The 14,187-nt window shown below is 65.8% G+C and carries 14 protein-coding genes; 7 read left to right on the top strand and 7 right to left on the bottom strand.

Features of this window, described 5'->3' with window-relative positions:
• Positions 1–58 precede the first annotated feature (58 nt).
• A complete protein-coding gene (locus KBZ12_RS17870) occupies positions 59–343 on the bottom strand; it encodes a hypothetical protein (protein ID WP_254959417.1) in 285 nt (94 codons plus the stop codon).
• 139 nt (positions 344–482) lie between these two features.
• Here KBZ12_RS17870 and KBZ12_RS17865 point away from each other — a divergent pair, with 139 nt between their 5' ends.
• The gene (locus KBZ12_RS17865) at positions 483–770 is read left to right on the top strand and encodes a nucleotidyltransferase family protein (protein ID WP_254959416.1); all 288 of its coding nucleotides are present in this window, start codon (positions 483–485) and stop codon (positions 768–770) included.
• Positions 770–1,105, top strand: coding sequence for a DUF86 domain-containing protein (locus tag KBZ12_RS17860; protein ID WP_254959415.1), 336 nt, complete (start codon positions 770–772; stop codon positions 1,103–1,105). Before KBZ12_RS17865 ends, KBZ12_RS17860 begins: the two co-directional genes overlap by 1 nt.
• Positions 1,106–1,107: 2 nt before the next feature.
• Here KBZ12_RS17860 and KBZ12_RS17855 read toward each other — a convergent pair whose 3' ends face one another.
• Positions 1,108–2,364, bottom strand: a complete 1,257-nt coding sequence (locus KBZ12_RS17855) for a hypothetical protein (RefSeq protein WP_254959414.1) — start codon at positions 2,362–2,364, stop codon at positions 1,108–1,110.
• Between the two features lie 214 nt (positions 2,365–2,578).
• Entirely contained in the window at positions 2,579–3,868 is a 1,290-nt protein-coding gene (locus tag KBZ12_RS17850) for a cytochrome P450 (protein WP_254959418.1), read from the bottom strand.
• Positions 3,869–4,201: 333 nt separating this feature from the next.
• Here KBZ12_RS17850 and KBZ12_RS17845 point away from each other — a divergent pair, with 333 nt between their 5' ends.
• On the top strand, positions 4,202–5,149 hold the full coding sequence (locus KBZ12_RS17845) for a fatty acid desaturase (RefSeq protein WP_254959413.1): 948 nt from the start codon (positions 4,202–4,204) through the stop codon (positions 5,147–5,149).
• A gap of 470 nt (positions 5,150–5,619) precedes the next feature.
• Positions 5,620–5,805: a hypothetical protein gene (locus KBZ12_RS17840; protein WP_254959412.1), complete on the top strand. Its 186-nt coding sequence runs from the start codon at positions 5,620–5,622 to the stop codon at positions 5,803–5,805.
• 900 nt (positions 5,806–6,705) lie between these two features.
• Here KBZ12_RS17840 and KBZ12_RS17835 read toward each other — a convergent pair.
• Entirely contained in the window at positions 6,706–7,422 is a 717-nt protein-coding gene (locus KBZ12_RS17835) for a hypothetical protein (RefSeq protein ID WP_254959411.1), read from the bottom strand.
• Between the two features lie 70 nt (positions 7,423–7,492).
• Positions 7,493–8,059: a hypothetical protein gene (locus KBZ12_RS17830; RefSeq protein WP_254959410.1), complete on the bottom strand. Its 567-nt coding sequence runs from the start codon at positions 8,057–8,059 to the stop codon at positions 7,493–7,495.
• A gap of 566 nt (positions 8,060–8,625) precedes the next feature.
• On the opposite strand from KBZ12_RS17830, the gene KBZ12_RS17825 reads away from it, so the two are divergent.
• A complete protein-coding gene (locus tag KBZ12_RS17825) occupies positions 8,626–9,510 on the top strand; it encodes a DUF2887 domain-containing protein (RefSeq protein WP_254959409.1) in 885 nt (294 codons plus the stop codon).
• A 689-nt stretch (positions 9,511–10,199) separates the two neighbouring features.
• Here KBZ12_RS17825 and KBZ12_RS17820 read toward each other — a convergent pair.
• Positions 10,200–10,394 (bottom strand): hypothetical protein, encoded by a 195-nt coding sequence (locus KBZ12_RS17820; RefSeq protein ID WP_254959408.1) that lies wholly within the window; start codon positions 10,392–10,394, stop codon positions 10,200–10,202.
• A 106-nt stretch (positions 10,395–10,500) separates the two neighbouring features.
• Entirely contained in the window at positions 10,501–10,647 is a 147-nt protein-coding gene (locus KBZ12_RS17815; protein ID WP_254959407.1) for a hypothetical protein, read from the bottom strand.
• A gap of 358 nt (positions 10,648–11,005) precedes the next feature.
• Between KBZ12_RS17815 and KBZ12_RS17810 the strand changes: the two genes are divergently transcribed.
• Positions 11,006–11,953 (top strand): hypothetical protein, encoded by a 948-nt coding sequence (locus KBZ12_RS17810; RefSeq protein WP_254959406.1) that lies wholly within the window; start codon positions 11,006–11,008, stop codon positions 11,951–11,953.
• A 475-nt stretch (positions 11,954–12,428) separates the two neighbouring features.
• The gene (locus tag KBZ12_RS17805) at positions 12,429–13,982 is read left to right on the top strand and encodes a DUF6880 family protein (protein ID WP_254959405.1); all 1,554 of its coding nucleotides are present in this window, start codon (positions 12,429–12,431) and stop codon (positions 13,980–13,982) included.
• Positions 13,983–14,187: the final 205 nt, after the last annotated feature.

Below are 14,187 nucleotides of genomic sequence, written 5' to 3'. Positions count from 1 at the left end.
TATCCCGGAAGGAGGGGTGCTCATCACAGGCGGTCTCTGCCTGAGATGCAACCGGGAATCAAGCTCCCGTCAAGGGTTCAGCAGGGCTGAAGTTCGCAATGAGCCGTCCCGACCCCTGAACGGTTACTCGGAGTTTTTGCCAGGGCTTGCGCAGCGCCTTGAACTGGGCCTCCGGCGTGGATGCCGTTGCGTTGGACAGCCCCGCTGCAAGATCCGCCTCCAGCTGCGCCTTGGCCTGCTCCGCCCAGCGCTCGCGCACCTTCTTGATATCCCCCGCCAGCACGCTCTCGAAGTAGTGGGCGGAATAGTACTCGTTGGCGTTGCTGATGCCGGGGAGGGCCATGGCTCAGGAGGTGGCGGGCGTCGAAAGCGAGAAGGCGACAGAATGGGGGGGCAGGAGCTGACCCCATGCGGACGTTTTCAGCGGTGATCGAGCGCTGCCCGGACACGGGGGGGATCGCCATGCTGCTGGAGGATGGCTGATGAGGCTCGCTGAACTCCATGCGCTCGCACCCCAGCTCCACCAGCTGATCGAGCGGTATGGCGCCAGCAACCTGGCCGTGTTCGGCTCTGTCGCCCGCGACCAGGCCGGGCCCGACAGCGACATTGATCTGCTGGTGGATCTGCCGGAGCAGGCCAGCCTGTTCGATCGCGCCGATCTGAAAGTCGCTCTGGAAGAGCTGTTGAACCACAGCGTCGATCTGATCCGCCGCCGCAATCTCAGGCCCGAACTGCAGGCAAAGGTGGAAGCTGAGGCGGTGCCGCTCTGATGGAGGAAGGAGACATTCAGGCGCTGCGGGATATCTTTTTCAACATCGACAGGGCACTTGGTTTCCCCATCACTAGCTTTGAAGCCTTTGCAGAAACGGACTATCTCCAGGATGCCCTGTTGCGCTGCCTTGAGGTGATGGGTGAAGCCACCAAACGCCTGAGTGCCGGCTGCCGCGCCAGCCATCCCGAGATCCCCTGGCGCGCCATGGCTGGACTGCGCGATGTGCTGATTCATGCCTATGACAAGGTCGACCTCCAGGAGGTGTGGCAGGCCTACCGACAGCTCACGGGGCTGCGGCAGAAGATCGCGGTGATTCTTGGCCATGATCTCTGATTTCAAGTGGCCTCCCGGTGCAGCACCGCCACCAGCTTCAGGTAAGGGGCGGGGTCGATCGTCATCACCTCGCTCACGAAGCGTTCGTGATCCTCGAAGCGCCCGTCGATGGCCTTCTGCTTCTCCTGGCGCTGTTTCTCCTTGATCTGCTGCGGGCGCTGATTGCCCGCAAGGCTGAGCTCCAGCTGCTCCACCTGGCGGCCCCGCAATCGCCGCAGCCGCTCCCGCTGCGCCTCCAGCTCTGGCTGCACGCGGGCGGTCCACTGCTCGCCGCAGTCGCGCAGGTAGGTGTTGGCCTGCTCCACCGCAAAACGCAGCTGGCTGCTCAGGTGAGCGGGGGGCTTCTCGCCGCTGATGTTGGCGAGATCCCGGCTCCCTAGCTGCAGGCGTGTGGCCACCGCCTCAAAGGGCTCCACCGCCACCACCTTCAATCCCGTGCCGGCAAAGCGCACCGCCACCCATTCCTGCAGCACCGGCGCATGATGGCGCGGAAAGGTGATCTGGCCCCGGTCGGCCAGCCAATCCACCAGCGGGTGCAGATCCCAGAGGTATTCCAGTTCCGGACGGCTGTTGTCCTGCCGCCGGCTCTGCTCCAGGGCCCGCTGCAGGGCCGCCGGCTCGGTGGAGAGCGCCAGGCGTTGGCCGCGGGGCGGCTGCAGTTCGCGGGGATAGCGGTCGTAGCGGCGCTGCAGATCAGAAGGCGGTGTGATCTCCAGCCGTTGCTGCTCGGGGAAGACGCGCAGATCAAGCTTTTCGCCGCGGCGCTCCATCTGCTGCGCCACCGCGTCCAGGGCCGTGTCCACGTAGCCCCAGAGGCTGGGGAACAGGCTGAAGGGCTGGCGGGTGCGTGCTTCCACGGGGGTGGGAATCCCTGCTGGAGCGGGCGCATCGCCACTGCCATCGCCACTGCCATTGCCGCCGCCTTCGACGGAATCAGCGCTGATGCCGAACAGCTCATCGAACAATTGATCGCCGCTGCTCGCCTGGCGCTGCGGTTCGGCGTTGGCCTCCATTCGATCGTCCAGATCTTTCAAGGTTCCGGCCTCATACGCCCTGCTGATCAGCTCCTCTTCAGCCGCCGCGTCGTAGACGCCGAGAAACACCGCCGGATCGCCGATGTTCAGCTGGGCCTGCTTGTCTTTCTCCCGCAGCAGCCGCACCACCTTTTCGGCATCGCCCATGCCCTCACTGCGGGAGGCATTGAGCAGATAGCGGATCAGGGGCTGCCGCGGCTGGCCGCCCCCTCTGCCAGACCCCATAGCGATGTCTGCTTGCCCGGTACTCCGCATCGAGGTACTCCTTGGCATCACAGCCGCTGAGGTAGCGCCGGCCATTCCATTTCATGAATCACCTTGAGGGTGGTCGCTAAAGCCATCAAATCAGTTGGGAAGCCGCAGGGATGGACCATCCTTTCGGCCAATCGGAGCAAATAGGCAAGCAAGGGCTCAGATTGGCGGCAATTTCAGCAGCCTTTTAGTTGGCTCTGGAATAAGCGCGCACCAGCAGGCCATCCGCCGGCGTGGGGCTGGGAATGACCCTGAGCGTCAGGTCCTGATCCCTTTCCAGCTCGAACGTCAGCTGCTTGAGCAGCCCCACCGCCAGCAGCCGGATCTCCAGCTCCGCAAGCGCCTTGCCCAGGCACACCCGCTCACCACCTCCGTACGGCAGCAGGGTGACCGCGGTGTCTCCAGCCAAGTGCCGCTGCGGCCGGAAGTCCGCCAGATCCTCCGTATCGGCTCCATGGCGCTGGCTGGCGGCGATGCTCACCTGCACCACCCGATCGGCTGGCACCAGCACACCTGCCAGGGCAATGGGCTCCCGGGTGCGGCGGAAGAAACCTCCCACCGGCGGGGTCAGCCGCATGACCTCCTTGACGACCGCATCAAGCCGCGGGGCCCGCAGAGCGTCAGTGGCGGACGCTGCCTCCCCCTCCTCAGGAGGCCACGGCAGGCGGCCCAGTTCCTCCTGCAGCCAGGCCAGCTCGGCTGGGTGTTGCAACAGGGTCAGCAGCAGACAGCTCAGGGCAGACGCGGTGGTTTCGTAGCCGGCAAACAGCAGCAGCAGGAGCTGCTCCGCCACGTCGTCGTCGGCCAGGGGGAGACCGGCTTCATCCAGGCCTCCAACCAGCAGATCAAGGCCGCCGGCGGCGAGGGGCGCTCCGGAAGCCATGGCGGCCTGCGCCGCGTTGAGCACAGAACCCAGGCGCCGCATCAGACGTTGGCGGGCCTGGCGGGCACGGGCGAAGGGACTGCCGGGCAACGCGACTGGAAGCGAGAAGAGACCCTGGCACCAGGTTTCGAAATCCACGAACAGGGCATCGCGATCGACGGGGTCAAGCCCCAGCACCGTGCTCGCCATCACGCTGAAGGCAAAACGCCGCAGCTTTGGCACCAGGGCCACGGGAGCTTCCGAGGCGATCAGCTCCTGGCTCAGCGCGTTGACCAACTCCACGATGGAGGGGCTGTAGCGCTTGAGGGCCGCAGAGGCGAACAGCTGACCCACCACCCGGCGGCGGGCCTTGTGATCGACGCCATTGCGGTTCGCCAGTGACAGGGGCCCGAGCAGCTCTCGCACACTGTCTGGCCACCAGCCCTGGACCGCATCGCCCTGGGCGAACAGGTCGCTGATCGCTTGGCCGCCACGAATGAAGACGGTGCGTTGCCCCAGCAGGCTGGTTTCGTAGACATCGCCGTAGCGCTCGAAGCGGGAGCGGGCGAAATCAGGATCGCGAAAGAAGGCAAGGGTCTCGAGCACTCCGCTCAGCGCTGGCGTGCTCGGCAGGGGCCGAAGGGTGGCGGGATCGAGGGGCACCGACGACGTCAGGAGTGGTGCCAACGATGTCGGATCACAGCCGGCACCGCGAAGCTTGGGTTGGGTCGGGATCGGCGCCAGTCCACCAATGCCTAACGTGTTGCAGATCTGCTGTCCATCGCCGTTTTCCCGACTATCCATTCCAGCTCCCATCCGAGCAAGGCCGAGCTGCTGGCCGCTCTGCCGCCCGAACTGGTTGAACTCAACCCCCGCAAGGCCTGGACCGCTCTGGGCTGCTCCCTTGCCCTCTCGTTCCTGGCCTACGGGCTCGGCACTCAGATCCCCTTGGCGCCTGGCGCGGCCCCCCTCTGGCTGCTCTACGGGCTGATCACCGGCACCGTGGCCATGGGCTGCTGGGTCATCGCCCATGAATGCGGCCATCACGCCTTTCATCCCAACCGTCGTGTCGAGGCGCTGGTGGGGTTTGTGCTTCACAGCCTGCTGCTGGTGCCTTACTTCAGCTGGCAGCGCAGCCATGCCGTGCACCACGCCCACTGCAACCACCTTGAGGGAGGCGAAACCCATGTGCCGCCACTGGCGGAATCGAGGACGGGCCGGCTGATTCTCGCGATGAACCAGCGACAGGGCAGCGTCCTGGCCGGCATCCGGGCGCTGCTGATCCATCTGCTGTTCGGTTGGCCGATCTATCTGCTTTTCGGTGTGACGGGTGGATCTGACTATGGAGCGCCGACCTCCCACTTCTGGCCCTGGACACCGTTCCGCAAGGGTCTGCGGCCACTGTTCCCCGACTCCTTCCGCGGATCGATGCTGCGCTCCATTCTCGGCGTGCTAGCGATGCTGGTGCTCCTGGGGCTGGCCGCGATCCAGTGGTCGCCAGCGCGGGTGCTGTGCGTCTATGGCCTGCCCTACCTGGTGATCAACGCCTGGCTGGTGGGCTATACCTGGCTGCATCACACCGATCTCGACATTCCCCACTTCGCGAGCGGCGACTGGACCTGGGCCAAGGGTGCCCTGCAGACGGTGGATCGTCCCTACGGCCCGGTGCTCAACTTTCTCCACCACGGCATTGGGGCCACCCATGTGTGCCACCACATCAACCCTTGCATCCCCCACTACAACGCCTGGTGCGGTACTGCTTTGCTGAGGCAACAGTTTCCGCAGTTGGTGCGTTACGACTCCACCCCCATCCATCAGGCGCTGTGGAGGGTTGCCACCCGTTGCTCAGTGGTGCACCAGGAGAGTCCTGGTGGCGGCTTTTTCTATCAAGGCTGACTTTTCTTTGTCTGTGCTGTCAAGCAGAATCGCCCCCAGGTCGCCATCGCTTCAGGGCTGCGGATCGCACGTCCATGACGTCCACCGGGGACACACATCAGGATTGCCGCCAAGGGGCGGCGGGGTCGGGGCCTTCCCCGTCGGAGGCGCCATAGAGATCACGATCGGCAAGGCTCGGCGCTTCGATCGACTCCTAACGACAATCAAGGTAGGGATGGGGCTGGAGGAAGGCGTCGATGAGCCGGTAGGCCCGCTTCGACTGCTGTCGAGAGAAAAATATGGGGCCGTTGTGCCGGATGGTGCACTGTCACGCTGAATACCAGGGGGTATTGCAAGGCGGCCGATCAGCAGATCGGGGTGACTGTGCAGCAGCCGAAGTGAGCAGCGCGGCGGCACTGCAGCCACCAGTTCCTGAACGGGCTCCGCTCCGGCCCGACCCATGGTCGGGGGGGCCAATGCGGAGCCCTCCGATGGCTTCTCTGTCCCGCAAAGCCCGCCTGCAGCAGTGCTGCTGGCAGCTGCTTGATGATCTGTCGTTGTGCAGCGAGCGCTATCCCCGTCTGGCTGAGCTGGCGGCCCAGGTGCTGTTCGAGCACCAGGCGGCTCAGCCGGAGGTGCCAGTTGCCCCGGCGTTGGAGGCCCTGATCCCCTTCTGATCTCAGCTGCCAAGCGGGGCCGCAGGGGGTCTCTTTTTTCGTCGTCGGGCCAGGTGCAGTGCGGGTCAGCGGGACATGCTGCGGTGTCGACTACGGATAGCAGCCGTGAGCTGGCAGGTGCTGGCGGCTGCAAGCCCGGCGCCTCGGCACCGTCTCGGTGCTCTGAAGGGCCTGGGGCCTGCGGGCCCTGGCTCAGCCCCGGCGGGTCAGCAGCTCGCCGGGGCTTTCTGTTGCTCTCAACGCAGCGACTCACTCCGATGCAAGTTGCGCTCCAGCTCTGCACGGAAGCGTCACTGGACTCAAACTGCTGCCCTGTGGGTTGGCCTGCGGGCCGCCATTGGGTTCATTAATCCCTTGAACACCACCCATCCGCCTTCCGATTGCTGGCCTCGCTCGAATGCTGGCTGCCCAGGCTGCGGGGGGGGGGGGGAGGAGTCAGTCGCTGCGATCTGGCGCCAGGGGGTGAGCAGGCCCGCAGTGAACGGCCGCCACCTCTGAAGTGATGACCCTGCTCCATTCCCTGCTGTGGTGAGCCGGCTGGTTGGCCAACCGCTTGTCGCCTCGCCTGGCTTTGCTGCTGCCTGCCCGAATCGTTCAGGCCGCCTACCGATAGCTGTGGCACGAGTGTGTTGAAGGCCGAACCCACTGCGCTGCAGTCGTTCTTGATATACAGGCAACGGTAAAAGCAGTGCGGTCGCCAAGATCCACCTTGTTGATTCCGCTCCGAACCGGGCGGAATCTATGCAGAAAACGCATGGCGGCTCCAGCCTGACCGCTGCTGGGAACCCTGAGGGGGCCCCGCCCACCACCGATGCCAGTCCTGCCTGATCTGTGACCCCTGAGGCCCTGGCCCTGATAGGTGTTGCCGTGTTCTCGCCGCCTAGGAGCTGTGCCGGCGGGCTACCGAGGCCCCGCTCCGGTACGGCGCGTGATCATCAATAGAAAGGCACTGACGATCGCCGCCCCGACCAACACGCGCAGGGTGCCGGGCAGGGAGGTGCGCAGGGTCTCGGCGCGTTGATCGCGGAGGCTGCTGCTGAAGCGGGAGGTGTTGATGGCGATCGCCTCGCTGAGCTGCTGTTTCCGCTCGGCCAGGGAGCCGCCCTGCAGCGGTGGCAGGGGCCCCGGGTTGGCGGCGGTGAGCAGGCTGTCCAGCTCAGCCTCGGAGCGGCTGGCCTGGATGCGGCTGCGCAGGGCGTCAACGCCGCGTTCGCCTTGGTTGATCTGGCGGTTGAGCTGGCTGTCGCTGTCGGCCCAGAGCCAGGCGTAGCCGATCAATTGCAGGGGAACGAGAAGGGCGAAGACGAAGGCCCAGCGGCGGGCCAGCTGCTGGCAGAGCCAGCCGCTGATCAGGGCTTCATCGGCATCGTTGTCAAGCAGGGCTTCTTCGGAGTCGTTGTCGAGCAGGACAGCGCCCAGCCGCAGCAGGATCACCGCCAGCAGCAGTACCGGGGCGAGGTTGACGGCGGCATCGGAGAGCCGCAGCCACCACACCGGTTGGGCCAGGGCCAGGGGAACGGCGCTGGCGAGAAGCGAGATCAGCACCAGGGCCTCCAGGGCCAGGGCCAGCCACTGGGTGTGGCGGGCGAAGGCGGTGCGGCGATCGAGAGGAAGCATCCAGGGGCGGCCCTGCCGCGGCAACAGAGGGGGTCGGTGGATTGATCAGCCGGGATCCGGCCGCAGGGGATCAGCAGGAGGTGCTGGCCGCTGCCCGCAGCCGACGACGCAGTTTGCGGGAGAAGCCGAAGGCTGCTGCTGCACCCGCCACCGGCAGCGGGCCCGGCACGAGGGTGGAGGGCAGCTGGGCGATGCTGAGGCCGCCTTGGATGCCGGCGTAGATGCTGCTGCCGCTGGCGTAGACGCTTATCACAAGGTCGTCGCCCAGGCCATTGGCGTTGGTGTATTTGGTCCAGCTGGTGCCGCCGTTGGTGGAGATGCTGAGGCCGGCGTTGGTGGCGGCGTAGATGCTGCTGCCGCTGGCGTAGACGCCTTGCACATTGTTGTTCAACAGGCCGTTGCCAGTGGTGTAATTGCTCCAGTTGGTGCCGTTGTTGGTGGAGATGCTCAGGCCAGCGCCGGTGGCGGCGTAGATGCTGCTGCCGCTGGCGTAGACGCCACGCACGGTGTTATTCACCAGGCCGTTGCCAATGGTGTAGTTGGTGAAGCTGAGCCCGTCAGCCAGGGCGGCCGGGGTGGCGGCGAGGCTGAGAGCACTAGCAGCAGTGGCCAGCAGAGCGGTGCGGAAGCTGGCCATGATTTCGAAAATTTTAGAAGTCCTACCCCCCCCGGGTGTCAAGCCTCAGTGTGCGGCGGCCGACAGCGGCGATGCTGTGAATTGGCGGCTTCATGGGCTGAGGCCTGCTGCAGCCCGCAGCGGTCGACTAGGAGGCTGTTGCACATAGATCGTTTCGGGCGAAAAGACCCGTCTCGCTCCACGCAAACGCCAAATTCGGTCTCAGTTGGGTCTCGCCGGTGCCCTCACTTCAGGCCAGTCAAAAGCCCGAGATCGATTGCAGAACAGCTGAATTGAGCGAATTATCGACCCGTAATCGATTCACGTCTTTCTCAGTTTGATTCCGGTCTGAATCTCTTCGGCAGGTGAAATGTCCCCATCTTCTGCTCGGAGATCTACGCGCAACAGGCTCCTAGGCAGCGCATCCCCTCACGCCAGCCATCCGCATTGGCCACCAGCTCAATGGTGGTGAGGAGCAGCGGCGCCGCCTGGAGCAGGCCAGTGCCCCACCCTGCCGGAACCGTTGGCGGGCATGGACCCAGGCAGTGGGATCCTGGCCCCATCTTCAGCCCCGCTGGCCCGCTGCCGTGACCCTCAGCGACAAGCTGTTCTATTGGGTGTTCCAGAACCACCCGGACCGGATCCTGGAGCTGCAGCCGGATCTGGCTCAGGCGCCCGGTGGCTACCGCTTCTCGGCCCCGGCCCTGAAAGAGCGTGAACGGCGTCTGGATGGCCTGTTCCGACCCGCGCAGGAATCCGCGCAGCAGCCGGTGGTGATCCTGGAGGCGCAGATGGCGGCCGATACCGCCTTTCTGCGGCGCTTGTATCTGGAGAGCGCGATGCTGCTCGATCAGGAGCCGGGCGTCGACCACTGGCGGGTGGTGGTGATCTGCCCGCATCGGCGTCTGAACTTCGGCCGAGAGCTGGCGGTGGTGGAGTTTGTGCGCGAACGGGTGCACTGGATCGAGCTGGAGGCGGCGGCGGCCGATCCCGATGCCCCGCCGCTGCTGCGGGCCCTGGCGCTGTTGGTGGAGCCGGAGGAGCAAGTGCCGAAACGCAGTGCCGCCATCCGCCGGCAGTCAGCTGGCACCCCTGAGGCCGCAGGGTTGGCGGATGTGATCGCCGCTATCGTGATCACACGGTTCAACGGCCGATCGCTGGAGGAGCTCTGCACCATGGGCGGCATCACCCTTGAGGATCTGAGCCAGAGCGTGGCGTATCAGGAGATCTTCGGGCAGGGCCGCCAGGAAGGCCGCCAGGAAGGCCGGCAGGAAGGACGCCAGGAAGGCCGGCAGGAAGGAGAGCTGGAGATCGCTCTGCTCCTGCTGCGACGTCGCTGCGGCAACATCTCCTCCGATCAGGAGAGCCGTATCCGCTCTCTGCCCCTGGTGCAACTCGAGGCGCTGGCGGAAGCACTGCTCGATTTTCACGGCGCAGCGGATCTGGAGCGTTGGCTGGCAGCTGGTGGCTGAACCACGCTGGCTGCGGCCCCCTCTCTGGGGCTGCGGTGGGATCCTGGCCCATCTCACCCTCCGTCTGGCCCGCTCAGCTCAGCTCCTGGCTGATGCGCCTGAGGGGCGCTTCCACCTTGCGACGGAGCTCCGATCTGGCTGCTGGGCGTGAACAGGCTGGCGTTGACGACCAAGGCAGCGAGCGGAACGGGCAGGCTGGCGGGGCTGTGGTGGTCAAAGACGGTGCGGCGATCGAGAGGACGCATTCCTGGACGGCCCCCACGGCTCAGGCCACGTTCCAGCCATCCTCAGCATCCCGTCGATCTCCCGCTCGATCGCCGGGAGATCGAGCCAGACAGCGGCGACATCATGTTACTTATCTAGCCAGACCAGCTAGTGATTCCCAATGGTCGCCCAGTGGGCGTTGCAGGACGCCAAGAAACGCTTCAGCGCCGTGGTGGAGGCAGCCCTGGCCGCGCCCCCGCACCGGCACCCCGTTAGCGCAAGTATCGTCCGCCTGCACTTGCAGCGCCTAGGCCTGGCCGGCTGCTGCCCCCTGACCGCCGCCGGGAACCCTGAGGGGGCCCCGCCCACCACCGATGTCAGTCCTTGATGACCCGATCCCTGCCCAGTGGGCTGCGATCCAGGCTGCTGTGTTTGGCCCTCCCAGGCCCTGAGCTGGGATCCTGAGGCCGACCCAGCTACCTGCCTCACCCTCTACGCCGGCTGCCCCGTTTGAGGGGGTGGTGCGGCGCTCCGCAGGCTCCCGTCCACGAAGCCGCTTTCATCTCCCAGGGGCTGTTGCGCACCTGACGGTTGATCATGCGGTACGTGTTCCAGGTCTTGAGCCCAACGGCAATGGCGAACACCAGCCAGGGCAGCAGGAGCCCGATCGGGTGGGCCATCAGAGCGGCAACGGCGGCCTGGTTCTTCTACAGCGTTTGCTCTGTTGGTGCTGGCGGAGGGTCCACTGGTTTCCCTTGATCGCCAGGCCGCAGTGCTCGCAGATCGTCACGGGGCGACTCCAGCACCATGGCGCCGGCCGCTCGCCCACCAGCCCACGGCGGCTGGGGTCGTGGTGACAAAACCAGTGTCCAGACAGCGAAACAGCAGGGCCTGCCCCCGCAGGTTCTGCAGGTTGAAGTTTGTGGCCGCCATCGGCGCTGGATCCCCTTGCTCCACCCATGGTGGCACCGAGGTCGCCTGGACACCACAGGTAGGGTAGGGCACCGGCGCCCCGCTGCTGATGGCTGATCAGGGCAGCAGGGCGGCGGATTGATTTCCCAGAACTGAGAAATTTTCCGAGCAGCTTTGCAGCCCTTTCCAGAAACAGGGGAATACCCCTCCGGTTTTGATTCTTCTACGCGCTTCTACAGGGGCTTGCAAGGAGTTGTGGGGAGTTGATTTTGAAAGTGAAATTATGAGGAGAATTTTTGTTTTTTTCTGCGTTGTTTTCTCCCCTTTTGAGGGTTGGGTGTTGCTTCGCTGCTCAATTTCGGTGTCTTGGGCGAAGTCAGTGGTCGTCTGGTTGGTGTGGCGGTGGCTTGCGGTAGGCGTGTCGCACGTCGGCAATAGCCGAAGCAAGGCCCCGGCGAGAGAAGCGGTGGCGTCAGTACGGCTGCGGTCAGGAAAAAGCGATAGGGTCGCGCCAAGCGATCCGGCCATGGCGGCCCTCCAGATCTCCGTGATCCCCACGACGCAGAGCCAACAGGACAACCAAGCAAACACTTCAGAGAATCCGGAGGGGCCCCAGCAATCGCCCCGGGCGAAAAACGGAAAGCGTCCGCGGCTATTCAGCGGGCAGCTGGCCGTGGTCGATGCCCGCGAGCAGTGGAAGGAGATCACGATTCTGATCACCCTGATCCTGGTGCGTCTGCACATGCTCACCTATGTGGATGCACTCAATTCAACGTCGGCGGATCAAACCCACGCTTTCAAGTTGGCGATCAAAAATCTCGCGCTTCAGCAGCAATGGGTCATCATGGGCCCCTCGCTGATCATCATCAGCCTGTTGCTGCTGGCTCTGCTGCTGAGGCGACCCATTCCCCGCCGCTTGCTGGATGTGGTTGCCGGCGCTTTCATCACCATCAATCTGATCGTTCATTTTCTGAAGATCAATCTGCTGCTGCTCACACCACCGGCGGCACCGAATCTGCTGCTGGGCCAGCTCCTCACCTATCTGGTGTTCTTTGTGCTGGCCTGGGGGTGGATCTTCTGGCGCGTCGACTGGGTGGGTCGGGGTCGACCAGGCACGGTGATTGAAGTCACCGATGCTGGTGATCAGCTCAGCATGTTCGATTACTACCACGCCTCCCTGATGACCATCGTGCGGCGCAGCCACTCGGAGGTGATCGGCAAGAGCCGCAACGGGCGGATGCTGGTGGCGATCCACACCTTCATGGTGCTGGACCTGATCGCTGTGGCCCTGGGTCGCTTCTACCAGCTGATCACCAAAATGATCTGATGGCCAGCCCCACCGGATCCCCGGTGGCTGGCCTCACGGGACTGGAAGCCGGCGATCACGCTGACGATGCGATCGAGCAGGGCAGTCATGGCTCTGAAGGGTGAGAGGAAGTGATGAAGCAGTCGGAGGGTCACGGGCCACCTCGGAGTTGGGCTGAGGGGCAGGCCGCGGAGGGCGCAATCGCACGCGGGCCCGCTCGGCCGCATGGTGCTCCCCCTCGCTGCCTGGCCGGGCATGGAGGGCCTCGATGCCCCGCAGCTTCTCCACCAGCTGCTGCTCGGGACCCGGCGGCGGGGCGCCGCGCTCGCGAATCTGGCTCGCAGCGTTGAAGCCGGCGGCTTGGGATCGGGTGCGGCGACCGATGGCGATCTCCCGTGGTCAAACGGCCGCAAGAGTAGGCATCAACGCCGTCTACGGCAAAGGTGTTTCGGCGGCCAGACTGCATTGTGCTTCCTACGTCTACGCCCAGCCCGCCATGGCCGGCCGCCCCAGCCTCAATGCCCGCTCGCTGGAGGCCCTCGGCGCCGCCCGGCTGGCGGAGCTGTTGCTGCAGCACACGGAGGGCAACGCCGCCGCTCGCCGGGCCCTGCGGCTGGCCCTGGCGGAGACCCGCGGCCCCCAGGAGATGGCCCAGGAGGTGCGCAAACGGCTGGCGACCCTGGATCGCTCCGAGCGCTGGCTCGATCGTCGGGCCTTCGCACCGGTGCTGGCCGAGCTGGACAGCCAGCGCCAGGCGATCGCGACGGCGATCGGCTCCCAGGCTCCCGCTCTGGCGGTGGAGCTGCTATGGCGTCTGCTGGAGCTGGCCCCCTCCCTGCTCGATCGTGTCGATGACAGCGACGGCGCCGGCCTGGAATTGTTCCATCGGGCCAGCGCCGACCTGGGCCGGCTGGCCTGCCTGGCCCGGCTGCCGGCGGCGGCGCTGGCGGATCAGGTGGCCGAGGCGGTGCTCGACAATCGTGAGGGGCAGTACGACCTGTTGGTGTGCCACCTGGCCGAGGCGCTGACGCCGGAGGGTCTGCGGCGGCTGCGGCACAGGCTGGAGCAGGAGCGGCCGGCCCTGGGCCGGCCCGACGAGCTGCTGGTGGAGGACGAGCCGGACGATGCGGAAGAGGAGGGCGTGCTGGTGCTGGCCAACGCGATCGACCTCCATGGCGTCCAGACCGATGCTGACGCCTGGGACGACGACGCTGACGACGATGATGAGCGGGCCGCCGACCCCTGGCAGCGGCGCCAGGCCGTTCGGCTGGCGATGCTGGCGATCGCCGATGGGCTGGGGGAAGTGGAGGCCTATCTGGCTGAATACCGCGACCATGCCCCCGCCGGGCTGGAGCGGCCGCGCCTCGTGGCCCGGGTGGCCCAGCGCCTCACGGCCGCCGACCGGGCTGCGGATGCTCTGGCGCTGCTGGAAGGGGTGGAGCTGCCGGAGGGATGGCGCAGCGATGGTGCCCGGCCCTGGCTTGATGCCCAGCTGGGGGCGCTGGAGGCCCTCGGGCGAGCCGAGGCGGCCCAGGCGCTGCGGCGGGACTTTGGGATCGAGCGCCTGTCGTTGCCCCACTTGCGTGCCTATCTGCAGCGGCTGCCGGCCTTTGAGGATGGCGAGGCCGAGGAGGAGATCCTCGAGGACGTGTTGGAGCACCGCAGCTTCCAGGCGGCTCTGGAGTTCCTGCACCGCTGGCCCGACCAGCGCCGCGCCGCCCGGCTGATCCTGGCCCATCCGGATCGGCTCAACGGCGCCAACGAACCGCTGCTCACGGCCGTGGCGGCGGGCCTGGAGGTGCGCCAACCCCTGGCCGCCAGCCTCTGCCTGCGGGCAATGATCGAGGAGGTTCTCGAGATGGCCCGCTCCAGTCGCTACCTGCGGGCCGTGCGCCACCTGGAGAGCTGCCGCCGCCTGGCCGCCAGCATTAACGACTGGGGCCGGATCCCGTCGCACAACGCCTACGTGCGCGAGCTGCTGCGGGCTTACGGGCACCGCATGGGCTTTCTCAAGAAGCTGGATTTTGATGGCCTGCTGCTGCCGGAATGAGCAATGGCCGTCCTTGCCATTGCTCAGTTGGACAAGGAGGCTGAGCTGTTCGAGCAGTACTGCTTCGCAGAAGCCTGACGGCTACTTGTGCCACGAGTCAAACGTTCTCTATGAACACTGACGCAACTACATCGAGGATGGGAGTGTGGCCTCCCGGAGCCGGCCTGCAGGGGCAGGCTCCAAACCACCCCATGCTGCTCTGTTC

The organism is Cyanobium sp. Cruz CV13-4-11 (genome assembly GCF_024346055.1).
Classification (GTDB): domain Bacteria; phylum Cyanobacteriota; class Cyanobacteriia; order PCC-6307; family Cyanobiaceae; genus Cyanobium.
The sequence above is the reverse complement of the archived record's forward strand: the minus strand, read 5'-3'. Positions and strand labels throughout refer to the sequence as shown.

Excerpts from the sequence above, each read along its gene's own strand:
- KBZ12_RS17870 (WP_254959417.1), bottom strand. The coding sequence starts at position 343 with ATGGCCCTCCCCGGCATCAGCAACGCCAACGAGTACTATTCCGCCCAC.
- KBZ12_RS17865 (WP_254959416.1), top strand. The coding sequence starts at position 483 with ATGAGGCTCGCTGAACTCCATGCGCTCGCACCCCAGCTCCACCAGCTG.
- KBZ12_RS17860 (WP_254959415.1), top strand. The coding sequence starts at position 770 with ATGGAGGAAGGAGACATTCAGGCGCTGCGGGATATCTTTTTCAACATC.
- KBZ12_RS17855 (WP_254959414.1), bottom strand. The coding sequence starts at position 2,364 with ATGGGGTCTGGCAGAGGGGGCGGCCAGCCGCGGCAGCCCCTGATCCGC.
- KBZ12_RS17840 (WP_254959412.1), top strand. The coding sequence starts at position 5,620 with ATGGCTTCTCTGTCCCGCAAAGCCCGCCTGCAGCAGTGCTGCTGGCAG.
- KBZ12_RS17835 (WP_254959411.1), bottom strand. The coding sequence starts at position 7,422 with ATGCTTCCTCTCGATCGCCGCACCGCCTTCGCCCGCCACACCCAGTGG.
- KBZ12_RS17830 (WP_254959410.1), bottom strand. The coding sequence starts at position 8,059 with ATGGCCAGCTTCCGCACCGCTCTGCTGGCCACTGCTGCTAGTGCTCTC.
- KBZ12_RS17820 (WP_254959408.1), bottom strand. The coding sequence starts at position 10,394 with ATGGCCCACCCGATCGGGCTCCTGCTGCCCTGGCTGGTGTTCGCCATT.
- KBZ12_RS17815 (WP_254959407.1), bottom strand. The coding sequence starts at position 10,647 with ATGGCGGCCACAAACTTCAACCTGCAGAACCTGCGGGGGCAGGCCCTG.
- KBZ12_RS17805 (WP_254959405.1), top strand. The coding sequence starts at position 12,429 with ATGGCCGGCCGCCCCAGCCTCAATGCCCGCTCGCTGGAGGCCCTCGGC.